We start from the raw sequence: 25,299 nt of genomic DNA, 5'->3' as shown, positions 1-25,299 counted from the left end.
TGCTCCGGTTGGTTGCCAGTATGGCCCTTATGTCTGGGACCAATTTGTATGGCGATATCAATATTGGTGCATACTCTATGGCATATGAGCAAGAAAAATTACATTTACGGTGGACATTTGTATTGATGTGCCCATAATCTTCGGAACCAATAATAAAATTGGTTCCAAATGAATTCAAAAGATCAAGCCATCCAGAGCCTGCTCGCGCTTGTGAACAGCGGCCGCTATCCATCTGGGGCGCAGCTTCCGCCGGAGCGCGAACTGATCCTCGAGCTTGGGGTAAGCCGCCGCGCCTTGCGCCATGCCCTGGAAATGCTGGAGGCCGAGGGGCGGCTCTGGCGCCATGTCGGCAAGGGGACCTTCGTCGGCAGCAGGCCGCCCGAGCGTGAACTTGGCATGTCGCTGATCACTGCGAGCACCAGCCCGGCCGAGCTCATGGATGTCAGCCTGTGGATCGAGCCGACCTTTGCGCGCACGGCCGCTCTGCGGGCGAGCCGCATGGACCTGGACAACCTGCGTTACCTCCTTGGCCGCAGCGCAGCCGCGCGCGATCCGGTCACCTGGGACATCTGGGATGTGCGCCTGCACCGGGCCATTGCCGAGGCAACGCACAACGCGTTGGCCGTGGCGGTGTTCGACAGCCTCAATGCCGTGCGCGACGAGTTGGCCTGGCGGCGGTTGCGCAACGACCCGACGACACCGGCACGCTTCGAAGAACTCACCGCTCACCATCGCGAGATCGTCGAGGCGATCGCCAGCCATAATCCACCGGCGGCAGAAGCGGCCATGCGCCGGCATCTGCGTTCGGTTCAGCATGCCCTCCTGCTCGACCAGGGCACTGAGGACGATATCCCACAAACAGGCTCTTTTCAGGAATCGATACTATGAGAGATTTGCATTTCCCCGGTCGCTCGCCTGTACGTGCGACCGAGGCCATGGTCGCGACCTCCCAGCCCATGGCGAGCGCCGCCGCCCTGGCTCTCCTGCGCGAAGGTGGCAATGCCATCGATGCGGCAATCTGCGCCGCGGCCGTGCTTGCAGTGGTCGAGCCACAGTCGACGGGAGTTGGCGGGGATGTCTTCTGCCTCTACGTGCCTGGCGGCAAGGGCGAGGTCATCGCCTATAACGGCGCGGGCAGGGCGCCCGCGGCCGCCCATGTCGAATGGTATGAGGAGCGGGGCATAACGGCCATTGCCTCCGACAGCCCGCATTCCGTGACCATTCCCGGCGCCATCGATGCCTGGTGCCGCCTGTCGGCCGATCAGGGCCGCACGCCGCTGGAGCGCGTGTTGGCACCCGCCATCCATTATGCCGAGAAGGGCTATGTCGTACATGACCGCGTCGAGGCCGATTGGCGGGAAGCGCAGGACCTGCTCGCCCGCGACGAGGGGGCGGCGCGCATCTTCCTGCCCGACGGCAAGGCGCCGCGGGCAGGCGGCGTTCACCGCCAGCCCGAGTTGGCGCGGACGCTGCGGAGCGTTGCAAGCCAGGGACGCCGTGGCTTCTATGAGGGCGAGGTCGCGCAGGACCTGGTGTCCCGCCTCAAGGCGGCCGGCGGCCTGCATACGCTGGATGACTTCGCTGCCGCGCAGGGCAATTATGCCACGCCGGTGAAGGCGAGCTATCGCGGCGTGGAAATCTGGCAGATGCCGCCGAGCAACCAGGGCCTCACCGCCCTGCTCATGCTCAATCTCCTCTCCGGATTCGACCTTGCCGGCCTCGATCCGCTCAGCGCTGCGCGCTTCCATCTGGAGATAGAGGCGGGCCGGCTCGCCTATCAGGTGCGCGACGCCGTGATCGCCGATCCAACCCAGGCGAACGTCGATATCGAGGGACTGCTGTCGCAAGCCTATGCCGACAGGCTGCGGGAGCGGATTTCGCCCGACAGGGCGCTGGAACTGCCGGTTCGCGCCATGGAGCCTTCGGACACCGTCTACCTCTGCGTGGTCGACGGCGACCGCAACGTGGTGAGCTTCATCAACTCGACCTACTGGTCCTTCGGCAGCGGCCTGGTCGGCCCGAAATCGGGTGTCGTGCTGCAGAATCGCGGCGCCGGTTTCCGCGTCGACCGCCAGCACCCCAATTGCATTGCGCCGAGCAAGCAGCCGCTGCACACCATCATGCCCGGCATGGCTATGCGCGATGGACGGGTGCTGGCCCCCTTCGGCGTGATGGGCGGCGATTACCAGCCTTTCGGCAATGTCCATGTACTGACCAATGTGCTGGACTATGTCATGGACCCGCAGGCAGCCATCGATTTCCCGCGCGTGTTCCACAACCGGACTGCCGCGGTGGTCGAACGCAGCGTTCCACCTGCCGTCATCCGTGGCCTGCAGCAGCGCGGCCATGCGGTCGGCATCGCGGAGGAGGCGCTGGGCGGCGGCCAGATGATCGTGATCGACTGGGAAAAGGGCACCTTGACCGGCGGCTCCGATCCGCGAAAGGATGGTCTGGCGATAGGCTATTGATGCCATCCGCATGGCGGGCGTGATCGAGCAGCCCTCAGGCCGAAGGGTGCGCTCATCGGCAACCCGCAGGGGACTTCGAAATGCGCCTGTCATCTTCAGGCGCTTTACTTCGCGGAAGTTATCCCGTCCGCCAAAGAACTTCGACTGAACGCACGGGGTTGGTTGCACTGCCTCTCTGATTTTGGCAGCATTGGGGCAATCCGGACATTTCACGGCGTCCGGTGGAGGATTCGCCGCAACCACAATACCCCGGCTTTCGACAAGGGGCGGGGCTTGGCAGCTTGTGCGAGTAAAGAACAAGGAAAACGACGTCGATGTTGTGGGTTATTATTGCGTGCGGGGCGCTTTCCCTCGTCTATGGTGTCTGGGCCTTTCAGTCGGTGATGGCGCAGCCAGCCGGAACCGCCCGGATGCAGGAAATCGCCGGCTTCGTGCGCGAGGGCGCGCAGGCGTATCTGCGCCGCCAGTACACGACGATCGCAGGCGTCGGCATCGTCATCTTTGCCCTTGTCTGGTATTTCCTCTCCATTCCCAGTGCGATCGGCTTCGCCATCGGCGCTGTTCTCTCCGGTCTGGCAGGCTTCATCGGCATGAACATGTCGGTGCGGGCCAACGTGCGTACAGCCCAGGCTGCGATGAACTCGCTCGGCGCCGGCCTTGAGGTCGCCTTCAAGGCGGGCGCAGTTACCGGCATGCTGGTGGCCGGCCTCGCGCTGCTGGGCGTGTCCGTCTATTATTACGTCCTCACCGGTCCGATGGCCCTCAGCTTCGCCGATCCCAAGCAGGCGCGCGAGATCGTGGACTCGCTGGTCGCGCTCGGCTTCGGCGCCTCGCTCATCTCGATCTTCGCACGTCTCGGCGGCGGCATCTTCACCAAGGGCGCTGACGTCGGCGGTGACCTCGTCGGCAAGGTCGAAGCCGGCATTCCCGAGGACGATCCACGCAATCCCGCCACCATCGCTGATAATGTCGGCGACAATGTCGGTGACTGTGCCGGCATGGCAGCCGACCTGTTCGAGACCTATGCGGTGACCGTGGTCGCCACCATGGTGCTCGCCGCCATCCTCTTCGCCGGCACGCCGGTACTCGCCAACGTGTTGCTCTATCCGCTCGGCATCGGCGCGGCCTGCATCGTCACTTCGATCATCGGCACCTTCTTCGTCAAGCTCGGCGCCAACCAGTCGATCATGGGCGCGCTCTACAAAGGCTTCATCGCCTCTGCCGTGCTCTCCATCGCCGGCCTTGCGATCGCGACCCACCTCCTCCTCGGCTGGGGCACGATCGGAACGGTGGCCGGGCGCGCCGTCACCGGCACGGCCCTGTTCTCCTGCGGCCTCGTCGGCCTGGTGGTGACCGGCCTGATCGTCTGGATCACCGAATATTACACCGGCATCGGCTATCGCCCGGTGCGCCAGATCTCGCAGGCCTCCGTCACCGGCCACGGCACAAACGTCATCCAGGGCCTTGCGGTCTCCCTGGAAGCGACCGCCCTGCCGACCATCGTCATCGTCGCCGGCATCATCGCCACCTACACTCTGGCCGGCCTGTTCGGCACCGCCGTGGCCGTGACCACGATGCTCGGCCTTGCCGGCATGGTGGTGGCGCTCGACGCCTTCGGCCCGGTTACCGACAATGCCGGCGGCATCGCCGAAATGGCCGGCCTGCCCAAGGAAGTGCGCAAGTCCACCGACGCGCTCGACGCCGTCGGCAACACCACCAAGGCCGTCACCAAGGGCTATGCCATCGGTTCGGCAGGCCTCGGCGCCCTGGTGCTGTTCGCGGCCTATACATCGGACCTCACCTACTTCTCCTCGAATGCGGCGCAATATCCGTATTTCGAGGGTGTGCAGCCTAACTTCTCGCTGGCCAATCCCTTCGTGGTGGTTGGCCTGCTGCTCGGTGGCCTCATCCCCTATCTGTTCGGTGGCATCGCCATGACCGCCGTCGGCAAGGCCGCGTCGGCCATCGTCGAGGAGGTTCGCCGCCAGTTCCGCGAGAAGCCCGGCATCATGAAGGGCACCGAGAAGCCTGACTACGGCAAGGCGGTGGACCTGCTGACCCGCGCCGCCATCAAGGAGATGCTGGTCCCCTCGCTGCTGCCGGTGCTGTCGCCGATCGTTATCTACTTCGTCGTCCTCCTGATCACGGGCTCGAAGTCGGACGCATTCGCAGCTGTGGGCGCCATGCTGCTCGGCGTGATCGTCACGGGTCTGTTCGTTGCCATTTCGATGACGGCCGGTGGCGGAGCCTGGGACAATGCCAAGAAATCCTTCGAGGACGGCTTCATCGATGCCAACGGCGTGAGGCACCTCAAGGGTTCGGAAGCCCACAAGGCTTCGGTGACGGGCGATACGGTCGGCGATCCCTACAAGGACACCGCCGGCCCGGCAGTGAACCCGGCCATCAAGATCACCAACATCGTTGCCTTGCTGCTGCTGGCGATCCTGGCGCATCACTGAGCCGCAGGATCAGCGCAAGTTCGAAGAAGGAGGGCGCGTTGCCCTCCTTTTTCATGAGCTGCTCAGGCCGCGCAGCGCCATTCGGCGGGTGAGCGGCCGAGGTGGCGCTGGAAGGCGCGGCTGAAGGCTTCTTCCGAGCCATAGCCGACCTCCTCGGCAATCGCTGCCATTTTGAGTTCGGTCGAGCGCAGGAGATCGGCGGCGAGCTGCATGCGCCATTCGGCGAGGTAGCGGATGGGTGCCTGGCCGAGCACTTCGCGAAAGCGCGCGTCGAGCACCGAACGGGAGGTGGCAGCGCAGCGCGCCAGATCCTCCACCGTCCATTTGCGCGCCGGCGCGGCGTGGATCAGCGCGAGCGCCCGGCCGATGAGGGGATCGCCGGTGGCGGCGAGCCAGCCGGTGCCGTTCGAATCCTGCTCGCAATGAAGACGCAGGACTTCCATCAGCAGCAATTCGGGCAGGCGGGAGAGCATCATGGCACTGCCTTGGCGCGACTGCTCGCTCTGGTCGAGTGCATAGTTGATGCAGGCCTGGATCCACTCCGCCGTCGGCCCCTTGGGCGGACGAACCCGGAAGATCGGCGGCAGGCGGCGCATGAAGGAGTTGAACAGGAGATCACCGCATCTCAGGTAGCCGCAGACGATCTGCGCCGTCTCGCCGCCGCCTTCGACACGGCAGGTGGGGATGCCCTGCCAGGGCGGAGTGGGCAGCAGCGTGGCGATCGGCACCGGCTCGGCCCTTTCAAGGCTGCCCATGGCATGGCGGTGGGCATGCGGCAACACCACGATATCGCCTGCTTCGGCCTCGACCTGGAAGCCGCAGGCGTTCATCCAGGCGCGGCCCTCGCGCACGATGTGAAAGAGGATGAGGCGGGGCGTGCCGGGGGCCAGCAGGGCGATGAGATCCGGATTGTCGGGGGAGGAGAGCGCCCAGGGCGCCGAATATTTCCCGTGCAGGAATACGGCGCCCGAGAGCCGGATATGGGCCAACACGTCTGACAGAAGATCAACTCTTTGTGTTGCAACTGCAACATCAGGGGTTTCGATCAATGCCCTCGGTGTGTCGATCATGGTCATGAGACGGGCTCCGGGTGATCCTCTGGCCACTCGAGGGAGCGCGCTGCTCCTGTGGAGGAACCAACAATTGGGAGGCACTTATGCCAAAGTTCGTAATCGAGCGTGACATGCCCGGCGTGGGCGGACTGACACGACCGGAATTGCAGGGCGCGTCACAGAAATCCTGCGCGGTGCTCGGCGCCCTCGGCCCGCAGATCCAGTGGATCCATTCCTATGTCACGGACGATAAGATCTACTGCGTCTATCTTGCGCCGGACGAAGCAATGGTGCGCGAGCACGCCAAGCGCGCCGGCTTCCCCGCCAACAAAGTATCACAGGTCAGGACGATCATCGAGCCGATGACGGCGGAATGACAAATCTGATCCTGTGAGACCCGGCGGCCGGAGCGCCCGACACATCCGGCCGCCGGACCCTTGTCTTATCATACCCGGTCGCAGAGCATCTCGCGAGCGGCATTATGGCCGGGGGCGCCGGTGACGCCGCCGCCGGGATGGGTGCCGGAGCCGCAGATATACAGCCCCTTCAGCGGAGTGCGGTAATCGCCATAGCCCAGCATCGGGCGGGCGGAGAAGAGCTGGTCGAGCGAAAGCGCACCATGGAAGATGTCGCCGCCGACCAGGCCGAAGATCCGTTCGAGATCGAGGGGCGTCAGTACCTGTCGTCCCAGCACGCTCTGCCGGAAGCCGGGGGCGTAACGGTCGACCGTCTCGATCATCAGGTCCGCGACTTCCTCCCGCCGTTCGTCCCAGCTCTGGCCGCCTGGAAGAAGCGGCGCCACATATTGGCAGAACAGGCTCGCGACATGCTGGCCCTGGGGCGCGAGCGTGTCGTCGAGCGTCGAGGGGATCAGCATCTCGACGATCGGTGCCTTGCTCCAGCCGGTGCGCCTGGCGTCGAGGAAGGCATCTTCCATATAGGCCAGGCTCGGCGCGATCACGATGCCGGCGGTGTGATGGATGCCCTGATCATGGCCGGGCAGGGCCGTGAAGCTCGGCAACTCGGACAGGGCGACGTTCATGCGCAACACGCCCGATCCCACCTTGAAACGGCGGATGCGCTGCAGGAAATCGGCGGGAACCGCATCCTCCGGCACGATCTTGTCGAACAGCAGGCGAGGCCCGATATTGGCGGCCACCGCCTTGGCGCGGACGATGCGGCCATCATCCAGCAGCACGCCGGCGGTGGCGCGCTTCTCGACGATGATCTCCTTCACGGCTGCATCCGTCTCGATCTCGGCGCCAGCCTCGCGCGCGGCCGCGGCCATCGCCTGCGTAATCGCGCCCATGCCGCCGATGGCATGGCCCCAGGCGCCCTTCTTGCCGTTCACCTCGCCGAAGACATGGTGCAGGAGCACATAGGCAGAGCCGGGCGTCGAGGGAGCGAGATAGGCGCCGATAATCGAATCGAAGCCGAACAGCGCCTTGACCTCCTCGCTCTCGAACCAGTCGCCGAGATAGTCGCTGGCCGATTTCGTGAAGAGATCGAGCAGCACGCGGCGGTGATGCATGTCGAGCTTGGCGAGGCGGTGGCCAAGCTTGCCAGCCCTTAGCAGCTCGGGCAGCGAGCTCAACCAGCCATCGTCCGAGACATTGGGCGGGGTCTGCAGGATGAGGTCGCGCAGCACGTCGGCGATGGTATCGATCTCGGCGCTATAGGCAGGAAAGCGTTCGGCATCCCGCATGCTGAACCTGGCAATCTCGGCCCGTGTCCGGCCTTCGCCCGAGAGGATGTAGCGCCCGTCCGGAAAGGGAAAGAAATTGGACGCCTGGCGTTCCACGATCCTGAGGCCGTGGCGGGCAAGCTCCATGTCGTGGATGATCTTGGGATTGAGCAGGCTGACCGTGTAAGAGGCGACCGAATTGCGAAAGCCAGGATGGAATTCCTCCGTCACGGCAGCGCCGCCGACCACGGAGCGGCGCTCCAGCACCTTCACCTTGCGGCCAGCCCGCGCCAGATAGTAGGCGCAGGTCAAGCCATTATGGCCGCCCCCGACGATGACGGCGTCATAGGCTGCTTGCGCTACCGTGCCCTGCTGCGAATATGCTCCAGCCAATTTCCTGCCTCTTCAGCATCGCGCCAGAAGCAATCCCCAAGCCTCAGCCAGAAACGATGCGATGTCTAAGACCCGCAGCATCAACTGCGCGCGGCGTCAAGTATGCGCTTGCACTCGTCGAGCTCCATCAGAACGGTCTGCAAGCGGCGACGGTCGTCCCGCGCCACTCCCAGTGGCTCCGACGTTGGATAGCTCTCGGCCGGCGGCGGGGCAGGGCGGTTTTCGGCTCGTATCGGCGGGCCGGCAAGCGAGGACAACGGCAAAGATTGCTGGGCCGGGGCCGGCTCGTAGCGCTCAGCCTCCTCGTCGAGGGAAGGCTCGATACGCTCCTCCGGCATGTCGTCATAATCATCGGCCGCAACGCCATGGGCCGGAGTTTCCGCCTCGGGCCACTCGGCGCGTTCGCGGCGGCGGTCTTCCTCATCCGCCCGCGGGATCACGGCGACGGGCGGCACATAATCCTCGTTCTGGGCGCGGCCGATCTCCATGACATGGCGGTTGCCGCGCTCCTTGAGGATACGCTGCACGCCCTTGATGGTGTAGCCCTCGCCATAGAGGTAGTAGCGGATGCCCTTGAGCAGATCGATGTCGTCGGGGCGATAATAGCGCCTGCCACCGCCGCGCTTCAGCGGCTTGATCTGGGTAAAGCGGGTCTCCCAGAAGCGCAGCACGTGCTGCGGAAGATCGAGATCTTCGGCAACTTCACTGATGGTGCGAAACGCGTCAGGTGCTTTTTCCATGGCCCCGAACTCCTGACCGGAAGGCGGCTAACTTTGCTCCACCCTATCAGTCGACCGATTCTGCCATGAAAGACAAGCATTTGTCGCGTCTTTCCAACCCAAAACATCATCGCAAGGTATAAGCGGCCCACTTTCGATGACGCCGCGTAGCCTTCCGCAGGGTTGTGACGGGCCCTGACGCATGTCCCGCCCCGACTGAGATCATTCGTCCGAAACGCCGTCCAGAGTCTCGCCGTTGATCTGAGCCTTGAGGATGTTCGACGGTTTAAACACCATCACGCGTCGCGGCGAGATCGGCACTTCCTTGCCCGTCTTCGGGTTGCGGCCGATGCGCTCGCCCTTGGAACGCACGACGAAGGAGCCGAATGAGGACAGCTTCACCGTCTCGCCCCGTTCCAGGCAGCTCGAAATTTCATGGAGCACAAGTTCGACGAGCTCTGACGACTCGGTCCGCGACAGGCCTACCTTCTGATAAACCGCTTCGCAAAGATCTGCTCTTGTGACGGTATTTCCCGCCATCGCTTTCATGCCCCTCGCTGGACAGATACCCTGCCCGACGTGGGCAGCCTGTCGATTGTTCGATCACTGCAGTTTCAGATTACGCAATTGAACTGTGTTCAATATCCGGCAATGACCGTAGCACCACCGTGAAATCCACGCCGCAATCCCCACCAGTGTTGCCAGGATTCAAGTCCCGACTCTATGTCACTGAAAAAGCGAAGCTATTGACGAATGCAGCCAAGGTCAACCTCCAATCGAGGCAGGAGTCATCCCGCGCGCGATGTGGCACGAATTGACGCTTCGCAGACGCGGGATCGTGTAAAGAAAATCGCGCCATACTCGCGATCCCTGGACTGCTCCGCAGCATTTCGTGCTGCGGCGCACACGCTCTCCCAGCCGCAAGGTGACTGGAAGTCGAGGATGGTCGGTGCGACGTTACCAGCGGATGAGAGCAGCGCCCCAGGTGAAGCCGCCGCCCATGGCCTCCAACAGGACCAAATCGCCCTTCTTGATGCGCCCGTCCTTGACGGCGACGTCGAGCGCCAGGGGGATCGAGGCCGAAGACGTATTGGCGTGGTCGGCCACGGTGAGCACCACCTTCTCCGGCGCCAGGCCGAGCTTCTCGGCCGTGGCGTGGATGATGCGGCTGTTGGCCTGGTGCGGCACGAACCAATCTACCGCCTCGAAGGGCAGGCCGACATCGTCGAGCGTATCGTGCAGGATCTGCGGCACCATGCCGACCGCGAGCTTGAAGACTTCCTTGCCATCCATGCGCAGCTTGCCGACGGTACCGGTGGTGGAGACGCCGCCATCGACGAAAAGCTTGGACTTGTGCGTGCCGTCCGAGCGCAACCTGGCGGCTAGCACACCCTCGTCATGGATCGAACCATCGCCCATGGTGGCTTCGAGCACCACGGCACCGGCACCGTCGCCGAAAAGGACGCAGGTCGTGCGGTCGTTCCAGTCGAGGATACGCGAATAGGTTTCGGCGCCGATCACCAGCGCATGCTTGGCCGAGCCGGAGCGCAGGAAATTGTCTGCGATGGAGAGGCCGTAGACGAAGCCCGTGCAGACGGCCTGTACGTCGAAGGCAGCGCCGCCGGTCATGCCGATATTGGCCTGCACTGTGGTGGCGGTGGCCGGGAAGGTACTGTCGGGCGTCGAGGTCGCCAGCACGATCAGGTCGATATCCGAGCCCTTCAGCCCGGCGTCGGCCAGCGCCCGTTCCGCCGCCTTGGTGGCGAGATGGGAGGTGAACTCGCCCTCGGCCGCCTGGTGGCGGGCGCGAATTCCGGTGCGCTGCACGATCCATTCATCGGACGTGTCGACGATCTTGGCGAGGTCGTCATTGGTGACGCGTTTTGCCGGGAGGTAGGAACCGATGCCGCGGATCACGGAACGAAGCGTTGCCATTATGCTGCGTCCGGATTGGCTGCGGCAGCGGCCGTCACGGCGCGGTGGTCGAAGCTCAGGCTTTCGGTGATCTTTTTCATCAAGTCTTGTTTCACCATATCATAGGCCAGTCCGATAGCCGCCGCATAGCCGTCGGCATTGGCGCCGCCATGGCTCTTGATGACGATGCCGTTGAGGCCGAGGAAGACACCGCCATTGACGCGGTTGGGGTCGAGCTTTTCGCGCAGGGCCTCGAAGGCGCCGCGGGCGAAGAGATAGCCGATACGCGCCATCAGGGTGCGCGACATGGCTGAACGTAGGTAGGAGGCGATCTGTTTGGCGGTGCCCTCGGCGGTCTTGAGGGCGATATTGCCGGCAAAGCCTTCGGTGACAACGACATCCACCGTGCCCTTGCCGAGATCGTCGCCCTCGACGAAGCCGTGATAGGTGAGGTCCGGCAGGCTGGTCTCGCGCAGGATGCGGCCGGCTTCGCGCACCATTTCGAGGCCCTTGACTTCTTCGACGCCGACATTGAGCAGGCCGACCGTAGGCTGCTCGACGCCGAGCACGATGCGGGCCATGGCCGCACCCATTACCGCCATGTCGATCAGAGCATCCGAATCCGCGCCGATAGAGGCGCCGACATCGAGCACGATGGATTCCCCACGCAAGGTCGGCCAGAGGGCGGCGATGGCGGGGCGGTCGATCTCGGCGAGTGTGCGCAGGCAGAAGCGGGCCATCGCCATCAAGGCACCGGTATTGCCGGCCGATACTGTCGCGTCGGCCACGCCCTTGTTGATGGCGTCGATGGCGAGCCACATCGAAGATTTCTTGCGGCCATAGCGCAGGGCATGGCTCGGCTTGTCGTCCATTCGGATGGAGATATCGGTGTGATGGATGCTGGAAACCGCAGCCAGCTTGGGGCGGGCATCAAGCAGTGGACGCACCGCCGCTTCGTCGCCATAGAACAGGAAGCTGAGATCGGGATGATGCAGGAGCGCAACTTCGGCGCCGGGCACGACGACCGTAGGGCCGTGATCGCCGCCCATCGCATCAAGGGCGATACGAATTTTCGAAGCCCGATTGTCGGAAGCCATGAATCGCTCGAGAGCCCTGTTTCGTCTGTCCGCTGCGCTGCGCGTGGTCGGAAGGCGCTGCGTTTTGCAGCAAAAGACCATGCACCACAAGAGTATAACGAAGGTTGACGGCTGGAATTTCGCCGCCTCCCCTCGTGCATAGCCCTGCCCGATGGCAGATTCTCACGTCAGAAAGATGATGATTTTGACGATTCTGGGGAGAGCGCGCTAATTCTTATGGGCGGGCCGGCGGCGTGGCGCAGCGGTGCCAGGCCCGGGAGCTTCAGGACCGGCGCCCGAAATTCATGCGCCGGAACAAGCCGTCCTTCAGGACGAGATGATGATAGAGCGCGGCAGCGATATGCAGCGCAATAAGGGTCGTCAGCAGGAGGGCCAGCAGAAGATGGGCGGTAAAGGTCGGATAGGCCGCAAAGCTTGGCGGTAGGGGATCGCCTGAGTTGGCGAAAACGATGGCAGGAAGCCCGGCCAGGATGCCGGTGGCATAGCCCGTCGCGACCATCAGCACGATCAGCAGGTAGAGGCCGTAATGGGCGGGTGTGGCCAGGCGGTCGAGCAGCATGTTACCCGTTGGCGCGGCTGCTGGCTTGGAGGAACGCCAGCGCACCACCAGGCGTATGATCGTCAAGGCAAGGATCAGCATGCCGCCAGCCATGTGCCAACGCAGGATGGCGATCTTGCCAGCGGCCTCGTTCGGCGTGGTGGCGAGGAGGCCAAAACCGACGAAAAGAGTGGCGATGACAAGAACCGCCGAGACCCAATGCAGCGCCACGAGAAGAGGGTGGTAGCGCATCAGGCGAGGCCCCCAACGACGCGTTCAAGGCCCGCAAGATTGCGCCGCCAGCCATAGAGCGCGCCCTGATAGTTCGCCTCCTCCTCGGCCCGGAAGCCGGACTGCTCCATTCGCACCAGCGTGCCACCCTCGGTAGGGGTCAGCGTCCAGGTCACCACGGTCTTCAAGCCGTTGGCAGCCTCTGCGCCGGAAGCGTTCCAGCTGTAGGAAACGGTCTCATGGGGTTCGAGGGCGAGCACCTCGCAGTCGAGCACGCCGTTCCATTGCGGCATAGGATCCGTGCGGAAGTTGAACTTGTGACCAAGCCTGGGCTCGAAATTGGTCTTCATCAGCCATTCCTCGATCAGCGGCCCCTGTGTGAGGGCGCGCCAGATTTTCTGCGGCGGATGCGGCATCAGCCGTTCTACGACGACGGAACGTTCTGCAGTCATTGGTCCATCCTGTTCAAGAGATCTTCAAGCCGGTCGAAGCGGTCCTGCCAGAAGGCGGCATGGAGGCTCATCCAGTCGATCAGCGGCGCGAGGCCCTGGGGCCGGGCGCTGTAGTGGGTCTGGCGTCCCTCGGGGCGATCCTGCACGAGACCGGCGAGCTTGAGGGCGCCCAGATGCTTGGAGATGGCGGGCTGCGAGACGCCGGAATGATCTGTGAGAGCACGGACGGTGAGCTCACCCTCGCGCACCAGGCGTTCGAAGATCGCCCGGCGCGTGGGGTCGGCGAGGGTCCTGAAGAGGGTGTCGGATGCGGCGTTCATCGCAATTCATAACTCCATAGTTATTGATAACTCCGGAGTTATGAATCTGTCAAGCCGGCTTGTCCGACCAGAGGAGGGGTTCTCTTTTTGGGGAAGGGGCGGTACTGGCTCCGCGGGAGCGGTGTCTAATTTGGAGTGGCGGTCTCTGACCGCCAACTTGTCTTCCTACAGACGCCTCGTTTCCCAGATGGCGGCCAGAGGCGGCCACGCCATTCCGGCGCATCGCCTCGCCGCGTCCGCACCCCTTGGCCGCGCCTCAGCACTCCACCGCATTGACGGCGAGGCCGCCCTGCGAGGTTTCCTTGTATTTGGACTGCATGTCGGCGCCGGTGACGCGCATGGTGGTGATCACCTGGTCGAGGCTGACCTTGTGGGTGCCGTCGCCACGCAGAGCCAGCGACGCGGCGGCGATGGCCTTGTTCGCGCCGAAGGCGTTGCGCTCGATGCAGGGAATCTGCACCAGGCCGCCGATCGGATCGCAGGTCATGCCGAGATGATGCTCCATGCCGATCTCCGCGGCATTTTCCACCTGCGCGATGGTGCCGCCCAGCGCCGCTGCAAGGCCGCCGGCGGCCATGGAGGCGGCGACGCCGACCTCACCCTGGCAACCGACCTCGGCCCCCGATATAGAGGCATTCATTTTGAACAGCGTGCCGATGGCGGCCGCGGTGAGCAGGAATTCGTCGGCGCCCTCCTCGCTAAAATCGCAGAAATCGCGGTAGTAACGCAGCACGGCGGGGACGATGCCGGCCGCCCCATTGGTGGGCGCCGTGACCACGCGCCCGCCCGCTGCGTTTTCCTCGTTCACGGCGATGGCATAGAGCGAGACCCAGTCCATAATTTCATGCGGGGCGCGGACATTGCGGCCGATATCGGTGAGCAGGCGGTCGTGCAACGCCTTGGCGCGGCGCTTGACACGCAGCCCGCCAGGCAACTCGCCCTCCAGGCTCATGCCGCGGTCGATGGCGGCATCCATCACCGCGCGTATGCGGGCGAGGCGCTCGCGGATCGCAGCTTCCGGCTGGCTCGCCTTTTCGTTGGCCATCACGATGCTGCCAATGGTGAGGCCATGCTCGCTGCCGATGCGCAGGAGATCGGCGCTGCTGGCGAAGGGGTAGGGGACTTCGACGGCGTCCTTTGCCAAGGCGCTCTCGCCCTCGGCCAGAACGAAGCCGCCGCCGATGGAGAAATAGAACTCGGTGAGCAGGGCCGTGCCGTCCTCGTCCCAGGCGGTGAAGGAGAGCGTGTTGGGATGACCCTTGGCCGGCGTCTTGCGGTCGAAGATGATGTCGCGATTGCGCTCGAAGCTCATGGCGCGCCGCCCGCCCAGCGCCATCATGCCCTTGGAGGTCGCCTCCTCCACGATGGTGGCGACTGCCTCGGGATCGACCGTCTCGGGCTCCTCGCCCGCCAGGCCGAGAATCACGGCGATATCGCTGGCGTGGCCGTGGCCCGTCCAGGCCAGCGAACCATAGAGCGTGGTCTCGACCCGGTGCGTGCGGACGAAATGGCCCTGCTTGCGCAGCGACTGCACGAAACGGCCCGCTGCCCGCATCGGACCCACGGTATGGGAGGAGGAGGGGCCGATGCCGATTTTAAAGATGTCGAAGACACTGATCATCGGCTTTGCGAGTCCCTGAGTGGGGGGTGAGTGTAGCAGTTGGCGAGCCATCCGCGAATGCTATGTCGCATGTCGCCGGATACAGCCGGCCATACATGCCCACCGATGCGATCGCCGCTTGGCCAAATCCGACCAGGTTTCGCCCGCTCCGAGGCCGCGATGCTGGATTGCTTTCACGTAAAGCCGAGCTTGAACCAGCCTTGCGTCTCTGATAGGGGCTACGCACTCTCCTTTATGCCCTTGTAGCTCAGCTGGTAGAGCAGCGGTTTTGTAAACCGAAGGTCGGCGGTTCGATCCCGTCCGGGGGCACCATTCAACTCATTGAAAATATAGGTTTGCTCTTTTGGGTTATGCGTACGAACCCTGACGACGCGCAGAGCAATCTTTGTAACAGGCACGACAGGCGGCACAGCCAGTTTCCTGACGGCGGCGTCAAACGGCGCAAGAATTGGATTGCTCGGTCTTTTGTTCTTTATTTGTTCTGGTAACTCGTGCATGAAGGAGGGCGGGGCCGGAGAGGCAAGACATGGAACGGGATCAGGCCGAGGAAGCGGGAAGCAAGCCTGCCATCGACGAGGATGAACTGGCGAGATCCGTCGAAGAGGCGATTCGTCTCGCGGACGGCGATATTCGTTCGGCCCTTGCCGTCTCCCTCATTGCCAACGCCTATCTGGAGGCGGAGGTCGAGCGCCTGGCGACGGCAGTTGCCAGAGGCTATGTGCGCGGCAGGGTTCGAAGCGGTGTCGAAGGCCCGGCTCCGATTGTTGACCGCGTTGTCGGCGGGCAGCAGGATCGGTAGCGGCGACTTCCCGCCTTCCTCCGAACGGCGGGATGGGGAGAGGCTGCAATATCATCCGGGCAGTGTGCAATTGCCCTTCCGCAACGAGGCTTGCCGAACCCCAGAGCAAAGCGCGTTTAAGCATAAACGCTGCCTTGCTCTCACTCTTTATTTCGACGCGTCTTTGCGATTCTCGCCGATCCAGTCAAATCGCAGAACGCTTCAGGTTTCAGCAAGAGGCCATATTCGCATGATCGGTGGGCAGTCTTGCCGCTTACATGTCGCCCGAACAACTCCCGATTGCAGCGTTTAGTCGAAGTCTGGTAAATATCGAGACTGTCGGTTCCAACTAAAAACGCCGCACCCGTTGGGAAGGTGCGGCGTTCCATTAGAAACTACAATATCCAGGTTTAGGCAGCGTGGGTCGCCGTCACTTACTCTTTGGTGCTAACAATCGTTACCGAATCCGAAGGGCATCTACTCACGATCCCCTATTGCGACAACCTGATCTCAAAAAACTCCAGACCGTCGCCGTCAGATGATTTATAAGACGCGGCGTCTCCAATTGCAACGAGAAACGATACGGTGCGGGTTGAAATTTTCGTGAACGGCGAGGCCCCTGTGGACATGTCCTTTTGCGAGGGCTAATCGAGCGGGCCGCCGCGCGGCGCTGGCGCAGGCCTGAAGTGATGGTGGTAGCCCGTTAGGACGCCTGCAAGGTGGAGTTGATTGCCAAAAGACAGAAATGCGTTTATATACGAGACATTACGTCTAGAATTGATATTTAACGTATAAGGAGTTGTCCGTGGCCATTGCTCAGCAGGCGGCGCGTCCGGTCGGAAGACCGCGGTGCATGGAGACGCATAAGGCGATTTTGCACGCAGCAGCCGACCTACTTGAACATACGCCTTATCGTGACATTTCGGTCGAACGAATTGCCGCTTCGGCAGGGGTGGGCAAGCAGACCATCTACCGCTGGTATGACAGCAAGGCGGACCTTCTGCTCGACGCTTTCCTGACCCGTTACAGCGAGGCCATGCCACCTGTGGTGGTGGGCGGCGAGCCTTTGGTCAATTTTCGCGCCTATCTTCACCGTCTCGCGGCTTATCTGCCCAATCCGGTGATGGAGGGAGCCTATCGCGCTCTGTTCGCCGAAGCGCAATTCGAGCGCGGCTTCCGCCAGCGTTTCAGCGAGATCGTGCTGAAGCGCCGACAGGATATCGCCCGTGCCTTCGTGATATCCGCCATCCATAAGGGCCAGCTCCGCGACGATATCGATCCCGACGTGATCGTCGACATGGTGCTTGGGCCGATCCTCTTCCGTTTCCTTTCCACCATCACACCGCCCGACCAGGCCTATGTCGACAAGGTGATGGACACGATGCTGGATGGCGTCGCGATCAGGAATGTGGCGTAGGGGCCGATCGAGGAGGCACCTCGCTCACAAGCCGAAGTGCTTGTTGCGCGTCGCCATGATGGCGGCGATCTCTTCCACCGCCAGCGGCGCATAATGATGGCTGTCGACGCCGACATCCAGGCTACGGCCCAGCGGCTGGTCGTCGAGGTTGCCATGGACATGGCCGAACAGATGCCAGGCTCCGCGCCAGGCGCCCGGCCATTCGCGCATCGGATAGTGGCAGAGCACGATGCGCTGGCCCTTCCAGCTGATCTCCTTGATATCGGAAATCGAACGCAGCTGCGGTGAACCCTCCAGCTTCTCGCGGTTGTCATGATTGCCGATGATCAGATGAATCTGGCCATGGAGCCGCTCCAGATAGGCCTGCGGCGGCTTGCCGGCACGAAAGCTGATGTCGCCGAGGTGATAGATCACGTCATTGGGCGCGACCTTGCTGTTCCAGCGTGCGATCAGGGTTTCGTCCATCGTCTGCGGACTATCGAAGGGACGCTTGCACAGGCGAATGATGGATTCGTGGCCGAAATGGGTGTCAGCGGTGAGGAAGAGCTTGCTCACGGGGAATGACTCCTGAAACCGCGCGCGTTTCGCCTATGTGCGCTAGAGCAAAATGCCTTCAGGCAGGAGCGGACTACGAAATTAACTTGTTGGCACCAAAAGCATTTTGCGATTCTTGGTGATTCGATCTGAAAGTAAAACGCTCTAGCTTTGCGAGGTGAGGCGCGCGCTTGGAGTGTCGATCTCCAGATCGACATTCTTGAAAACGATGCGCTGGTTAGCGGGAAGATGTCGATCAGGAGATCGACACTCCGCGTTTGGTGCGCCTCGCCTTGCAAAGCTAGCGCACATGGGCGAGACGCCTGTGGCCCCAGGCAGAGTGCCGACCTGGAGGTCGGCACACCGCAATCAGCGCTGGAGGTCCGGTGGCGTGGCTTCCTCCACCAGCGCCGTGATCGCCTCGTCCAGCGTCAGGGACTGCTGTTGCTGGGAGCCGAGGCGGCGGATCGAGACGGTGCGCTCGGCCGCCTCGCGCTTGCCGAGGGCGAAGATCACTGGTGTCTTGGTGAGCGAATGCTCGCGGACCTTATAGTTGATCTTCTCGTTGCGCAGGTCCGCCTCGGCCCGAAGCCCCGCCTTTCTGAGCGCGGCGACAACCTCCTCCGCATATTCGTCGGCTTCGCTGGTGATGGTACAGACCATGACCTGTTCGGGCGCCAGCCAGAGCGGGAAGTGACCGGCATGGTTCTCGATCAGGATGCCGAGGAAGCGCTCCATCGAGCCGCAGATGGCGCGATGGATCATCACCGGCGTCTTCTTCTCGCCGTCCGAATCCACATAGAAGGCGCCAAAGCGTTCCGGCAGGTTGAAGTCGACCTGCGTGGTGCCGCATTGCCAGTCGCGGCCGATGGCATCCTTCAGCGTGTACTCGAATTTCGGGCCGTAGAAGGCCCCTTCGCCGGGATTGATACCGGTCTTGATGCGACCGCCCGACTGTTCCTCGATCTGCTTGAGCACCTGCATCATGACGTCTTCGGCCCGGTCCCACAGATCGTCCGAGCCGACGCGCTTCTCCGGCCGGGTCGAGAGCTTGACCACGATCTCGTCGAAGCCGAAATCGGCGTAGGTCGACAGGATGAGATCGTTGATCTTGAGGCACTCGGCCGCCATCTGCTCGTCGGTGCAGAAGATATGGGCATCGTCCTGCGTGAAGCCGCGCACGCGCATCAGCCCGTGCAGCGCGCCCGACGGTTCGTAACGGTGCACGGCGCCGAACTCGGCGAGGCGCATGGGCAGGTCGCGATAGGACTTCAGGCCATGCTTGAAGATCTGCAGATGGCCCGGGCAGTTCATCGGCTTGATCGCGAAGATGCGGTCGTCATCCGTATCCTCGCCGGCGGACTTCGCCATGAACATGTTGTCACGATACCAGCCCCAATGGCCCGAGATCTCCCACAGATGCTTGTCGAGCAACTGCGGGGCATTGACCTCCTTGTAGTCGGCCTTGAGGCGCCGGCGCATATAGGCGATCAGTTCCTGGAAGATCGTCCAGCCCTTGCCATGCCAGAACACAACGCCGGGACCCTCTTCCTGAAAATGGAAGAGGTCCATCTCGCGTCCGAGCCGGCGATGGTCGCGCTTTTCCGCTTCCTCGATCTGCTTGAGATAGAGGTCGAGCTCCTCCTGGCTGCGCCAGGCGGTGGCGTAGATGCGCGTCAGCATCGGGTTGTTCGAATCGCCGCGCCAATAGGCGCCAGCCACCTTCATCAGCCTGAAGGCGTTGCCGATCTGGCCGGTGGAGACCATATGCGGGCCACGGCAGAGGTCGAACCAGTTGTCCTGATAATAGATTTTCAGGTCCTGATCCTCGGGGATGGCATCGACGAGCTCGACCTTGAAGGCCTCGCCCTTGTCGCGGAACACCTGCCTGGCCTTCTCGCGGCTCCAGATCTGTTTGGTGAAGGGGGCGTTGCGATTGATGATCTCGCGCATCTTCGCTTCGATCTTCGGGAAGTCTTCCGGCGTGAAAGGCTCGTTGCGGAAGAAATCGTAATAGAAGCCGTTCTCGATCACCGGGCCGATGGTGACCTGCGTACCAGGCCAGAGCGACTGCACCGCCTCCGCCATTACATGTGCGGCGTCGTGGCGGATCAGTTCCAGCGCTTCGGGGCTGTCGCGGGTGACGATCTCGATGCGCGCATCCTTGCCGATCTCGTCGGCGAGGTCGCTGAGCATGCCATCGACCTTCATGGCGATGGCCTTCTTGGCCAGGGATTTGGAGATGCCCTCGGCAACGGCCTTGCCGGTCACGCCGGACTCATAGGAACGCTGATTGCCGTCGGGAAAGGTCAATACAGGCATAGTCTGTCTCCAGGCTCACTCCTGCCAACCAAGCAGGTAAGCGAATTGCGTTTCAGTTTTCGGGGTTACCCTCGTCGCAGACGAAGGGCCGGCGCGGGCCGTAGCGCCACGGTCTATACCAGCTTACATCGACGGGCAATTGCTCCGGCACGGGATCGAGACCCGATCCGCCCCATGGATGGCAGCGGCAAATACGGAAGAACCCCATCCAGCCGCCGGCCCACACGCCATGTTTCTCGATCGCTTCCTCCGCATATTCCGAGCAGCTTGGGAAGTAGCGACACTGACGCCCGATCAGCGAGGAAAGGGTCACCCTGTAGGCGATGATCGTGTAGCGGGCGATGGTGCGGGGAAGGGTCATGGCAGGGCTATTCCCTGGTCTCCTCTGGCGCGGGCAAGCCGGGCGTATTTGGGGGGCGACCTCCAGGTCGATCTTCCTGGAAGCGGTGAGCGTTCCGATAAGGGCAGGGTCGACCTGGAGGTCGACCCACCGATCACTCCTCCAGCGCGATATCCCTCTCGAGGGTCTCGACGATGTTGATCATGCGCTTGGTCTGGTCGAATGCCATCTGCAGCCTCTCCTCCAGCTCGATCATCTCGTTGAGCGAGGCGATGGAGAACTTGCTGCCGCGCAGGAATTCGCTGCGCTTGAGCGAAACGGAACGGTCGGCCCAGATCGACTTGTAGGCCAGCACCAGTTCGTCCGGATAACCCTTGAAGAGGGCGTGGAGATCCCTGTCGCTCTCGACCCGGCAGGTGAGCTCGAACTTCTTGCCGCCGATCAGGCCCGATTTGGCGTGGCGCCTCAGGATCAATTTCAACATGGGCGCCCCCGTCATTCACAAGATCAGGATGCTCATTTCCCCGAAATGCCGGCAAGTTCAAGAGTCGAACGGAATTTTTTCTCCCAACTTATTCCGCCGCCGCTCTCTTCGCCTCTATGCTGTCGAGAGCCGACACCACGGCATCGAAGGTGAGCAGCGTCGAGGCATGCCGTGCCTTGAAGTCGCGTACCGGCTCCAGTACGGCCGCCTCGGCGAAGCGTCCCTCGGGCGGCGGGCCGTTTTCCTTCAGCATGCGGCGCATCGTCTCGCGTACTTCCCGCAATTCGGCGCTGCTGGCGCCGATGATGTTGCGGGCCATGACGGAGGAAGAGGCCTGGCCAAGGGCGCAAGCCTTCACGACATGGGCGAAGTCCGAGACTTTGTCGCCATCCACCGTGAGCTCCACCGAAACGGTGGAACCGCAGAGCCTGGAATGGGCTGTTGCCGCCGCGTCTGCGTGCGGCAAATGGCCGATACGCGGAATATTCGCTGCTAATTCGAGAATACGTTTATTATAGACGTCGTCGAGCATGTGGAGGTCGCCTGGTTGTGGGCGCGTCGCTCCCGACTATATAAGCATGGAACGTGTGTTGGGGAGGGGATGTCATCCCTCCAGGACGAAATGATGTTTTTACCGCCGGGCCAGGTGCCTGATGGTTGGAGTGGTTTGATGGATGCGCTTGTAGACAAGCATGCGGCCCAGACGGAACGGGATGGCGATCGTCGCACGCCTGTACACCGCCCCTCACGCGAGGAGGCCGAGGCAGCCGTGCGCACCCTGATCGAGTGGGCGGGCGACGACCCGGACCGCGAAGGTCTTCTCGACACCCCGCGCCGCATGGCCAAGGCGTGGCAGGAGATGTTCGCCGGTTATCACCAGGATGTCGGCGAGGAACTCGACACGATCTTCGAGGAAGTCGGCGGCTATCAGGACATGGTGCTGGTGCGCGACATCCCGTTCTTCTCCCATTGCGAGCACCATGTGCTTCCGATCCTCGGCCATGCCCATGTCGCCTATTATCCCCGCGGCGGCGTGGTGGGCCTGTCCAAGCTTGCCCGCGTCGTCGACATCCATGCGCGGCGCCTGCAGACGCAGGAGCATCTCACGGCCAGCATCACGCAGGCGATCGAGGAGCACCTCAAACCCCGCGGTCTCGCCGTGATGGTGGAGGCCGAGCATATGTGCATGGCGATGCGCGGTATCCAGAAGCAGGGCCTTTCCACGGTGACGACCGGCTTCACCGGCATGTTCAAGGATGATCCGCAAGAACAGCTGCGTTTCCTCACCCTGGTTCGCCAGGCTTTCAAGGCGCGCTGACACCGGAACCGGTGCGTCTTACTCCTTTTACAAACCGTGCTGCAGAGTGCCGGCATCGCGTTGCGCGCTGCCGTGCCACGACTCGCCACAGCATAAGGAGAGACGACCTTGTCCCAATCATCAGCCCTCAAGGAACTCTTTCCCCGCGCGGAAGACATTCCAGCCGATTATCGCATCGAGACACAGATCCATCAGGAGAGTGTGCTGGTGAATGGCGAACTCGTCCCCTGGAGGGGTGAACGCCAGAAGGTTATTTCGCCCATCCAGTTGCGCCGTAATGACGGCACTCTCGAGAAACTTGAACTTGGTAGCATCCCCAAGGGCGGAGTGGAGGAAGCCGACGCGGCGCTTGCCGCTGCCGTCAAGGCCTATGACAACGGCCGCGGCGCCTGGCCCACCATGAAGGTGGCCGACCGTATCGCCTGCATGCAGGACTTCACCCACCAGATGGTCGCCAAGCGCAGCGAGATCGTACGCCTGATCATGTGGGAGATCGCCAAGAGCCTCCCGGATGCCGAGAAGGAGTTCGACCGCACGGTCGACTATATGCGCGCCACCATGGAGGCCTTGCGCACGCTCGACAACGACAATTCCCGCTTCCAGATCGTCGACGGCACCATCGGCCAGATCCGCCGCACGCCGCTCGGCGTGGTGCTCTGCATGGGCCCCTACAATTATCCGCTGAACGAGACCTTCGCCACGCTGATCCCGGCGCTGATCATGGGCAACACCATGGTGTTCAAGCCGCCGCGCTTCGGCGTGCTATTGTTCCAGCCGCTGCTTGAGGCCTTCCGCAGCGCCTTCCCGGTCGGCGTGATCAACATGGTCTACGGCAAGGGCTCCGAGGTGGTGCCACATCTGCTCGAATCCGGCCACGTGAATGCGCTGACCTTGATCGGCTCCAGCAAGGTTGCCGACCATCTCAAGAAGATGCATCCCAAGACCAACCGCCTGCGTGCCATTCTCGGCCTCGACGCCAAGAATGCGGCGATCGTGCTCGCCGACGCGGATCTGGAACTCGCGGTGAAGGAATGCCTGCTCGGCGCGCTTTCCTTCAACGGCCAGCGCTGCACGGCGTTGAAGATGCTGATCGTGCACAGTTCCATTGTCGATCGCTTCCTGCAACGGTTCTCCGAGGAACTGGGCAAGCTCAAGATCGGCATGCCCTGGGAGAAAGGCGTGGCCATCACGCCGCTGCCGGACAGGGCGAAGACAGACTACATGATCGAATGCGTCGAGGACGCCAAGGCCAAGGGCGCCAGGGTCGTCAATGCCGGCGGGGGTGAGGACTACGCCACGTTGTTCCGGCCGGCTGTGGTCTATCCGGTGAAGGAAGGCATGAAGCTCTATCGCGAGGAACAGTTCGGGCCGATCGTGCCCGTGATGCCTTTCGACGACATCGAGACGGCGCTCGATTACGTCATAACCTCCGATCATGGCCAGCAGGTGAGCATCTTCTCCTCCAGCGCCGATGATATCGCCACGCTGGTGGATCCCCTGGTGAACCAGGTCTGCCGCGTGAACATCAATTGCCAATGTCAGCGCGGCCCGGATGTCTTCCCCTTCACCGGCCGCAAGGATTCGGCGGAAGGCACGCTCTCGGTCACCGACGCCCTGCGTTCCTTCTCGATCCGCTCGATGATCGCCGCCAAGCAGACGGAGCCGAGCAAGAAGCTGCTCGATGAGATCACGCGCAGCCACAAGTCGAAGTTCATCCACACGGATTATATTTTTTGAGATAGGGATCAAGGCGCGACGAGAAAGCCTCCCCCAGCTTCGTGGGGAGGCTTTCGCGTCGCGCCCTTCGAATTTATGCGAGTTCTTCCATGTCTCTTTTCCCGCTGCCCGGCGACAAGGCCTCCCTGGAGGAAGGCCTCCTCTTCACGCCGAAATTCGACCGCGACGGCCTCGTCACCGTGGTCGCCATCGGTGCCGAGAAGGGAGAGGTGCTGATGGTCGCGCACATGAACGAGGAATCGCTCGCCCGCACGCTGGAGACTGGCGAGGCCTGGTACTGGTCGCGTTCCCGCCAGAGCCTGTGGCGCAAGGGCGAGACTTCGGGCCAGCTCCAACGCGTGGTGGAGATGCGCGCCGATTGCGACCAGGACGCCCTGGTCATCCGCGTCGAGGTCGGGGGCGATGGCGGTTGCTGCCACACCGGTCGGCACTCCTGCTTTTATCGCGTCGTGACGGACGAGAATGGCGGGCCGGCGCGGCTGGTGATGGCGCGCTGATCTCAGGTTGACAATTCAACAGGAAACGACAGCGATGCAGATCGGATTTGCCGGCCTCGGAAATATGGGCTTTGCCATGGCGGCCAACCTCGTCAAGGCCGGGCATGAGGTACTAGCCTGGAACCGTTCGAAGGTGCCCGTCGAGCGGCTCGCCGCTCTCGGTGCGAAGGAAGCGGCGACACCTGCCGAAGCGGCGCAGGCTGGGATCTTCGTCACTATGCTGGCGGACGATGCTTCGACGCGCTCGATCCTGGAGGAGGGGGGAGCCCTGGCTGCCCTGAAGTCCGGCGCCGTCCATGTCTGCATGGCCACGGTTTCGGTTGCGTTCGCCAAGGAGATGGCCGGGCGGCATGCCGATAAGGGCATCGGCTACATCGCCGCACCCGTGCTTGGGCGCGTGAATGTCGCGGAGGCCGGGCAGCTCAACATCCTGGCGGCCGGTGAGGATGCTTTGCTGGACCGCGTCCAGCCTGTTTTCGATGTCGTGGGCCAGAAGACCTGGCGTTTCGGGGCTGAGCCCGAGCGTGCCAATGCAGTGAAGCTTGCCTCCAACTTCATGCTCGTCAGCGCCATCGAGAGCATGGCCGAGGCGTCCGCCATGGTCGCCGGGCACGGCGTCGCCGTGGCGGATTTCCTGGCGATGGCCACCTCCACCACCTTCGCCGCGCCGGTTTACAAGATCTATGGCGAGGCTATCGTGCAGCAGCGTTTCGAGCCAGCCGGCTTCAAGCTGTCGCTCGGCCTCAAGGACATCCGCCTCGCGCTGGAAGCGGCGGAACTCGCCCGCGCGCCTATGCCCTTCGCGAGCGCGCTGAAGGACAATCTCCTGGACGGCGTCGCCCATGGCGAGGGCCACCTCGACCTGGCGGCCCTGTCGAAGGTCGCAGCCCGGCGGGCCGGGAAGGGGTAGGCGCGAGCTATAAC

25 protein-coding genes and 1 tRNA gene are annotated in these 25,299 nt (G+C 62.9%); 11 read left to right on the top strand and 15 right to left on the bottom strand.

The window, feature by feature from the left end:
* The first annotated feature begins 168 nt into the window (after positions 1-168).
* The 3 genes from ACMDCR_RS20300 to ACMDCR_RS20290 all read left to right on the top strand — a co-directional run bounded on the left by ACMDCR_RS20300 (position 169) and on the right by ACMDCR_RS20290 (position 4,927).
* The gene (locus tag ACMDCR_RS20300; protein ID WP_413988352.1) at positions 169-888 is read left to right on the top strand and encodes a FadR/GntR family transcriptional regulator; all 720 of its coding nucleotides are present in this window, start codon (positions 169-171) and stop codon (positions 886-888) included.
* Positions 885-2,468: a gamma-glutamyltransferase gene (ggt, locus tag ACMDCR_RS20295; RefSeq protein WP_413988351.1), complete on the top strand. Its 1,584-nt coding sequence runs from the start codon at positions 885-887 to the stop codon at positions 2,466-2,468. Before ACMDCR_RS20300 ends, ggt begins: the two co-directional genes overlap by 4 nt.
* 314 nt (positions 2,469-2,782) lie before the next feature.
* Complete coding sequence (locus ACMDCR_RS20290) at positions 2,783-4,927, top strand: sodium-translocating pyrophosphatase (protein WP_413988350.1); 2,145 nt, start codon at positions 2,783-2,785, stop codon at positions 4,925-4,927.
* A 62-nt stretch (positions 4,928-4,989) separates the two neighbouring features.
* Here the strand turns inward: ACMDCR_RS20290 and ACMDCR_RS20285 are convergent, their stop codons facing one another.
* Positions 4,990-6,003: an AraC family transcriptional regulator gene (locus ACMDCR_RS20285; RefSeq protein WP_413988349.1), complete on the bottom strand. Its 1,014-nt coding sequence runs from the start codon at positions 6,001-6,003 to the stop codon at positions 4,990-4,992.
* Between the two features lie 80 nt (positions 6,004-6,083).
* On the opposite strand from ACMDCR_RS20285, the gene ACMDCR_RS20280 reads away from it, so the two are divergent.
* Positions 6,084-6,356 carry a DUF4242 domain-containing protein gene (locus ACMDCR_RS20280; protein ID WP_413988348.1) on the top strand — a complete coding sequence of 91 codons (273 nt, stop codon included), beginning with the start codon at positions 6,084-6,086 and terminating at the stop codon, positions 6,354-6,356.
* 68 nt (positions 6,357-6,424) lie between these two features.
* Here the strand turns inward: ACMDCR_RS20280 and ACMDCR_RS20275 are convergent, their stop codons facing one another.
* The 9 genes from ACMDCR_RS20275 to ACMDCR_RS20235 form a co-directional block, all read right to left on the bottom strand.
* Positions 6,425-8,056, bottom strand: coding sequence for a phytoene desaturase family protein (locus ACMDCR_RS20275; protein ID WP_413988347.1), 1,632 nt, complete (start codon positions 8,054-8,056; stop codon positions 6,425-6,427).
* A gap of 80 nt (positions 8,057-8,136) precedes the next feature.
* On the bottom strand, positions 8,137-8,796 hold the full coding sequence (locus ACMDCR_RS20270) for a MerR family transcriptional regulator (protein ID WP_413988346.1): 660 nt from the start codon (positions 8,794-8,796) through the stop codon (positions 8,137-8,139).
* A gap of 201 nt (positions 8,797-8,997) precedes the next feature.
* A complete protein-coding gene (locus ACMDCR_RS20265) occupies positions 8,998-9,315 on the bottom strand; it encodes an integration host factor subunit alpha (protein WP_284314488.1) in 318 nt (105 codons plus the stop codon).
* A 417-nt stretch (positions 9,316-9,732) separates the two neighbouring features.
* Positions 9,733-10,710 carry a beta-ketoacyl-ACP synthase III gene (locus ACMDCR_RS20260; RefSeq protein ID WP_413988345.1) on the bottom strand — a complete coding sequence of 326 codons (978 nt, stop codon included), beginning with the start codon at positions 10,708-10,710 and terminating at the stop codon, positions 9,733-9,735.
* Positions 10,710-11,786, bottom strand: a complete 1,077-nt coding sequence (plsX, locus tag ACMDCR_RS20255) for a phosphate acyltransferase PlsX (RefSeq protein WP_413988344.1) — start codon at positions 11,784-11,786, stop codon at positions 10,710-10,712. Before plsX ends, ACMDCR_RS20260 begins: the two co-directional genes overlap by 1 nt.
* 262 nt (positions 11,787-12,048) lie before the next feature.
* Complete coding sequence (locus tag ACMDCR_RS20250) at positions 12,049-12,576, bottom strand: cytochrome b (protein WP_413988343.1); 528 nt, start codon at positions 12,574-12,576, stop codon at positions 12,049-12,051.
* Positions 12,576-13,007 (bottom strand): SRPBCC family protein, encoded by a 432-nt coding sequence (locus tag ACMDCR_RS20245; RefSeq protein WP_413988342.1) that lies wholly within the window; start codon positions 13,005-13,007, stop codon positions 12,576-12,578. Before ACMDCR_RS20245 ends, ACMDCR_RS20250 begins: the two co-directional genes overlap by 1 nt.
* Complete coding sequence (locus ACMDCR_RS20240; RefSeq protein WP_284314432.1) at positions 13,004-13,327, bottom strand: ArsR/SmtB family transcription factor; 324 nt, start codon at positions 13,325-13,327, stop codon at positions 13,004-13,006. Before ACMDCR_RS20240 ends, ACMDCR_RS20245 begins: the two co-directional genes overlap by 4 nt.
* A gap of 256 nt (positions 13,328-13,583) precedes the next feature.
* Positions 13,584-14,948, bottom strand: coding sequence for an L-serine ammonia-lyase (locus ACMDCR_RS20235; RefSeq protein WP_413988341.1), 1,365 nt, complete (start codon positions 14,946-14,948; stop codon positions 13,584-13,586).
* Positions 14,949-15,184: 236 nt separating this feature from the next.
* On the opposite strand from ACMDCR_RS20235, the gene ACMDCR_RS20230 reads away from it, so the two are divergent.
* The 3 genes from ACMDCR_RS20230 (at position 15,185) to ACMDCR_RS20220 (ending at position 17,143) form a co-directional block, all read left to right on the top strand.
* A tRNA-Thr gene (locus tag ACMDCR_RS20230) sits at positions 15,185-15,260 on the top strand.
* A 214-nt stretch (positions 15,261-15,474) separates the two neighbouring features.
* Entirely contained in the window at positions 15,475-15,747 is a 273-nt protein-coding gene (locus ACMDCR_RS20225) for a hypothetical protein (protein WP_413988340.1), read from the top strand.
* 832 nt (positions 15,748-16,579) lie between these two features.
* Positions 16,580-17,143, top strand: a complete 564-nt coding sequence (locus ACMDCR_RS20220) for a TetR/AcrR family transcriptional regulator (RefSeq protein ID WP_413988339.1) — start codon at positions 16,580-16,582, stop codon at positions 17,141-17,143.
* Positions 17,144-17,167: 24 nt separating this feature from the next.
* On the opposite strand, the gene ACMDCR_RS20215 is transcribed toward ACMDCR_RS20220, so the two are convergent.
* The 5 genes from ACMDCR_RS20215 to ACMDCR_RS20195 all read right to left on the bottom strand — a co-directional run bounded on the left by ACMDCR_RS20215 (position 17,168) and on the right by ACMDCR_RS20195 (position 21,355).
* Positions 17,168-17,698 carry a metallophosphoesterase family protein gene (locus tag ACMDCR_RS20215; RefSeq protein WP_413988338.1) on the bottom strand — a complete coding sequence of 177 codons (531 nt, stop codon included), beginning with the start codon at positions 17,696-17,698 and terminating at the stop codon, positions 17,168-17,170.
* Between the two features lie 348 nt (positions 17,699-18,046).
* A complete protein-coding gene (thrS, locus tag ACMDCR_RS20210; RefSeq protein WP_413988337.1) occupies positions 18,047-19,999 on the bottom strand; it encodes a threonine--tRNA ligase in 1,953 nt (650 codons plus the stop codon).
* A gap of 52 nt (positions 20,000-20,051) precedes the next feature.
* The gene (gene yidD / locus ACMDCR_RS20205; protein WP_413988336.1) at positions 20,052-20,360 is read right to left on the bottom strand and encodes a membrane protein insertion efficiency factor YidD; all 309 of its coding nucleotides are present in this window, start codon (positions 20,358-20,360) and stop codon (positions 20,052-20,054) included.
* A 133-nt stretch (positions 20,361-20,493) separates the two neighbouring features.
* A complete protein-coding gene (locus ACMDCR_RS20200; RefSeq protein ID WP_413988335.1) occupies positions 20,494-20,823 on the bottom strand; it encodes a hypothetical protein in 330 nt (109 codons plus the stop codon).
* A gap of 88 nt (positions 20,824-20,911) precedes the next feature.
* Positions 20,912-21,355: an iron-sulfur cluster assembly scaffold protein gene (locus ACMDCR_RS20195; RefSeq protein WP_413988334.1), complete on the bottom strand. Its 444-nt coding sequence runs from the start codon at positions 21,353-21,355 to the stop codon at positions 20,912-20,914.
* A 138-nt stretch (positions 21,356-21,493) separates the two neighbouring features.
* On the opposite strand from ACMDCR_RS20195, the gene folE reads away from it, so the two are divergent.
* From folE to ACMDCR_RS20175, 4 genes are all read left to right on the top strand, one after another.
* Positions 21,494-22,141, top strand: a complete 648-nt coding sequence (folE, locus tag ACMDCR_RS20190) for a GTP cyclohydrolase I FolE (protein ID WP_413988333.1) — start codon at positions 21,494-21,496, stop codon at positions 22,139-22,141.
* A 108-nt stretch (positions 22,142-22,249) separates the two neighbouring features.
* Positions 22,250-23,878 (top strand): NADP-dependent glyceraldehyde-3-phosphate dehydrogenase, encoded by a 1,629-nt coding sequence (locus ACMDCR_RS20185; RefSeq protein ID WP_413988332.1) that lies wholly within the window; start codon positions 22,250-22,252, stop codon positions 23,876-23,878.
* Between the two features lie 89 nt (positions 23,879-23,967).
* Positions 23,968-24,375 (top strand): phosphoribosyl-AMP cyclohydrolase, encoded by a 408-nt coding sequence (gene hisI, locus ACMDCR_RS20180; RefSeq protein ID WP_413988331.1) that lies wholly within the window; start codon positions 23,968-23,970, stop codon positions 24,373-24,375.
* A gap of 34 nt (positions 24,376-24,409) precedes the next feature.
* Positions 24,410-25,285 (top strand): NAD(P)-dependent oxidoreductase, encoded by an 876-nt coding sequence (locus ACMDCR_RS20175; protein ID WP_413988330.1) that lies wholly within the window; start codon positions 24,410-24,412, stop codon positions 25,283-25,285.
* The last annotated feature ends 14 nt before the right edge of the window (positions 25,286-25,299 follow it).

This window comes from Labrys okinawensis (assembly GCF_047345005.1).
GTDB lineage: Bacteria > Pseudomonadota > Alphaproteobacteria > Rhizobiales > Labraceae > Labrys > Labrys okinawensis.
This window is presented reverse-complemented; position numbering and strand designations above follow the sequence as displayed.

What these genes read in the sequence shown, in the direction of transcription:
- ACMDCR_RS20300 (WP_413988352.1), top strand. Translation starts at nt 169, where the DNA reads ATGAATTCAAAAGATCAAGCCATCCAGAGCCTGCTCGCGCTTGTGAAC.
- ggt (WP_413988351.1), top strand. Translation starts at nt 885, where the DNA reads ATGAGAGATTTGCATTTCCCCGGTCGCTCGCCTGTACGTGCGACCGAG.
- ACMDCR_RS20290 (WP_413988350.1), top strand. Translation starts at nt 2,783, where the DNA reads ATGTTGTGGGTTATTATTGCGTGCGGGGCGCTTTCCCTCGTCTATGGT.
- ACMDCR_RS20285 (WP_413988349.1), bottom strand. Translation starts at nt 6,003, where the DNA reads ATGACCATGATCGACACACCGAGGGCATTGATCGAAACCCCTGATGTT.
- ACMDCR_RS20280 (WP_413988348.1), top strand. Translation starts at nt 6,084, where the DNA reads ATGCCAAAGTTCGTAATCGAGCGTGACATGCCCGGCGTGGGCGGACTG.
- ACMDCR_RS20270 (WP_413988346.1), bottom strand. Translation starts at nt 8,796, where the DNA reads ATGGAAAAAGCACCTGACGCGTTTCGCACCATCAGTGAAGTTGCCGAA.
- ACMDCR_RS20265 (WP_284314488.1), bottom strand. Translation starts at nt 9,315, where the DNA reads ATGGCGGGAAATACCGTCACAAGAGCAGATCTTTGCGAAGCGGTTTAT.
- ACMDCR_RS20260 (WP_413988345.1), bottom strand. Translation starts at nt 10,710, where the DNA reads ATGGCAACGCTTCGTTCCGTGATCCGCGGCATCGGTTCCTACCTCCCG.
- plsX (WP_413988344.1), bottom strand. Translation starts at nt 11,786, where the DNA reads ATGGCTTCCGACAATCGGGCTTCGAAAATTCGTATCGCCCTTGATGCG.
- ACMDCR_RS20250 (WP_413988343.1), bottom strand. Translation starts at nt 12,576, where the DNA reads ATGCGCTACCACCCTCTTCTCGTGGCGCTGCATTGGGTCTCGGCGGTT.
- ACMDCR_RS20245 (WP_413988342.1), bottom strand. Translation starts at nt 13,007, where the DNA reads ATGACTGCAGAACGTTCCGTCGTCGTAGAACGGCTGATGCCGCATCCG.
- ACMDCR_RS20240 (WP_284314432.1), bottom strand. Translation starts at nt 13,327, where the DNA reads ATGAACGCCGCATCCGACACCCTCTTCAGGACCCTCGCCGACCCCACG.
- ACMDCR_RS20235 (WP_413988341.1), bottom strand. Translation starts at nt 14,948, where the DNA reads ATGATCAGTGTCTTCGACATCTTTAAAATCGGCATCGGCCCCTCCTCC.
- ACMDCR_RS20225 (WP_413988340.1), top strand. Translation starts at nt 15,475, where the DNA reads ATGGAACGGGATCAGGCCGAGGAAGCGGGAAGCAAGCCTGCCATCGAC.
- ACMDCR_RS20220 (WP_413988339.1), top strand. Translation starts at nt 16,580, where the DNA reads ATGGAGACGCATAAGGCGATTTTGCACGCAGCAGCCGACCTACTTGAA.
- thrS (WP_413988337.1), bottom strand. Translation starts at nt 19,999, where the DNA reads ATGCCTGTATTGACCTTTCCCGACGGCAATCAGCGTTCCTATGAGTCC.
- yidD (WP_413988336.1), bottom strand. Translation starts at nt 20,360, where the DNA reads ATGACCCTTCCCCGCACCATCGCCCGCTACACGATCATCGCCTACAGG.
- ACMDCR_RS20200 (WP_413988335.1), bottom strand. Translation starts at nt 20,823, where the DNA reads ATGTTGAAATTGATCCTGAGGCGCCACGCCAAATCGGGCCTGATCGGC.
- ACMDCR_RS20195 (WP_413988334.1), bottom strand. Translation starts at nt 21,355, where the DNA reads ATGCTCGACGACGTCTATAATAAACGTATTCTCGAATTAGCAGCGAAT.
- folE (WP_413988333.1), top strand. Translation starts at nt 21,494, where the DNA reads ATGGATGCGCTTGTAGACAAGCATGCGGCCCAGACGGAACGGGATGGC.
- hisI (WP_413988331.1), top strand. Translation starts at nt 23,968, where the DNA reads ATGTCTCTTTTCCCGCTGCCCGGCGACAAGGCCTCCCTGGAGGAAGGC.
- ACMDCR_RS20175 (WP_413988330.1), top strand. Translation starts at nt 24,410, where the DNA reads ATGCAGATCGGATTTGCCGGCCTCGGAAATATGGGCTTTGCCATGGCG.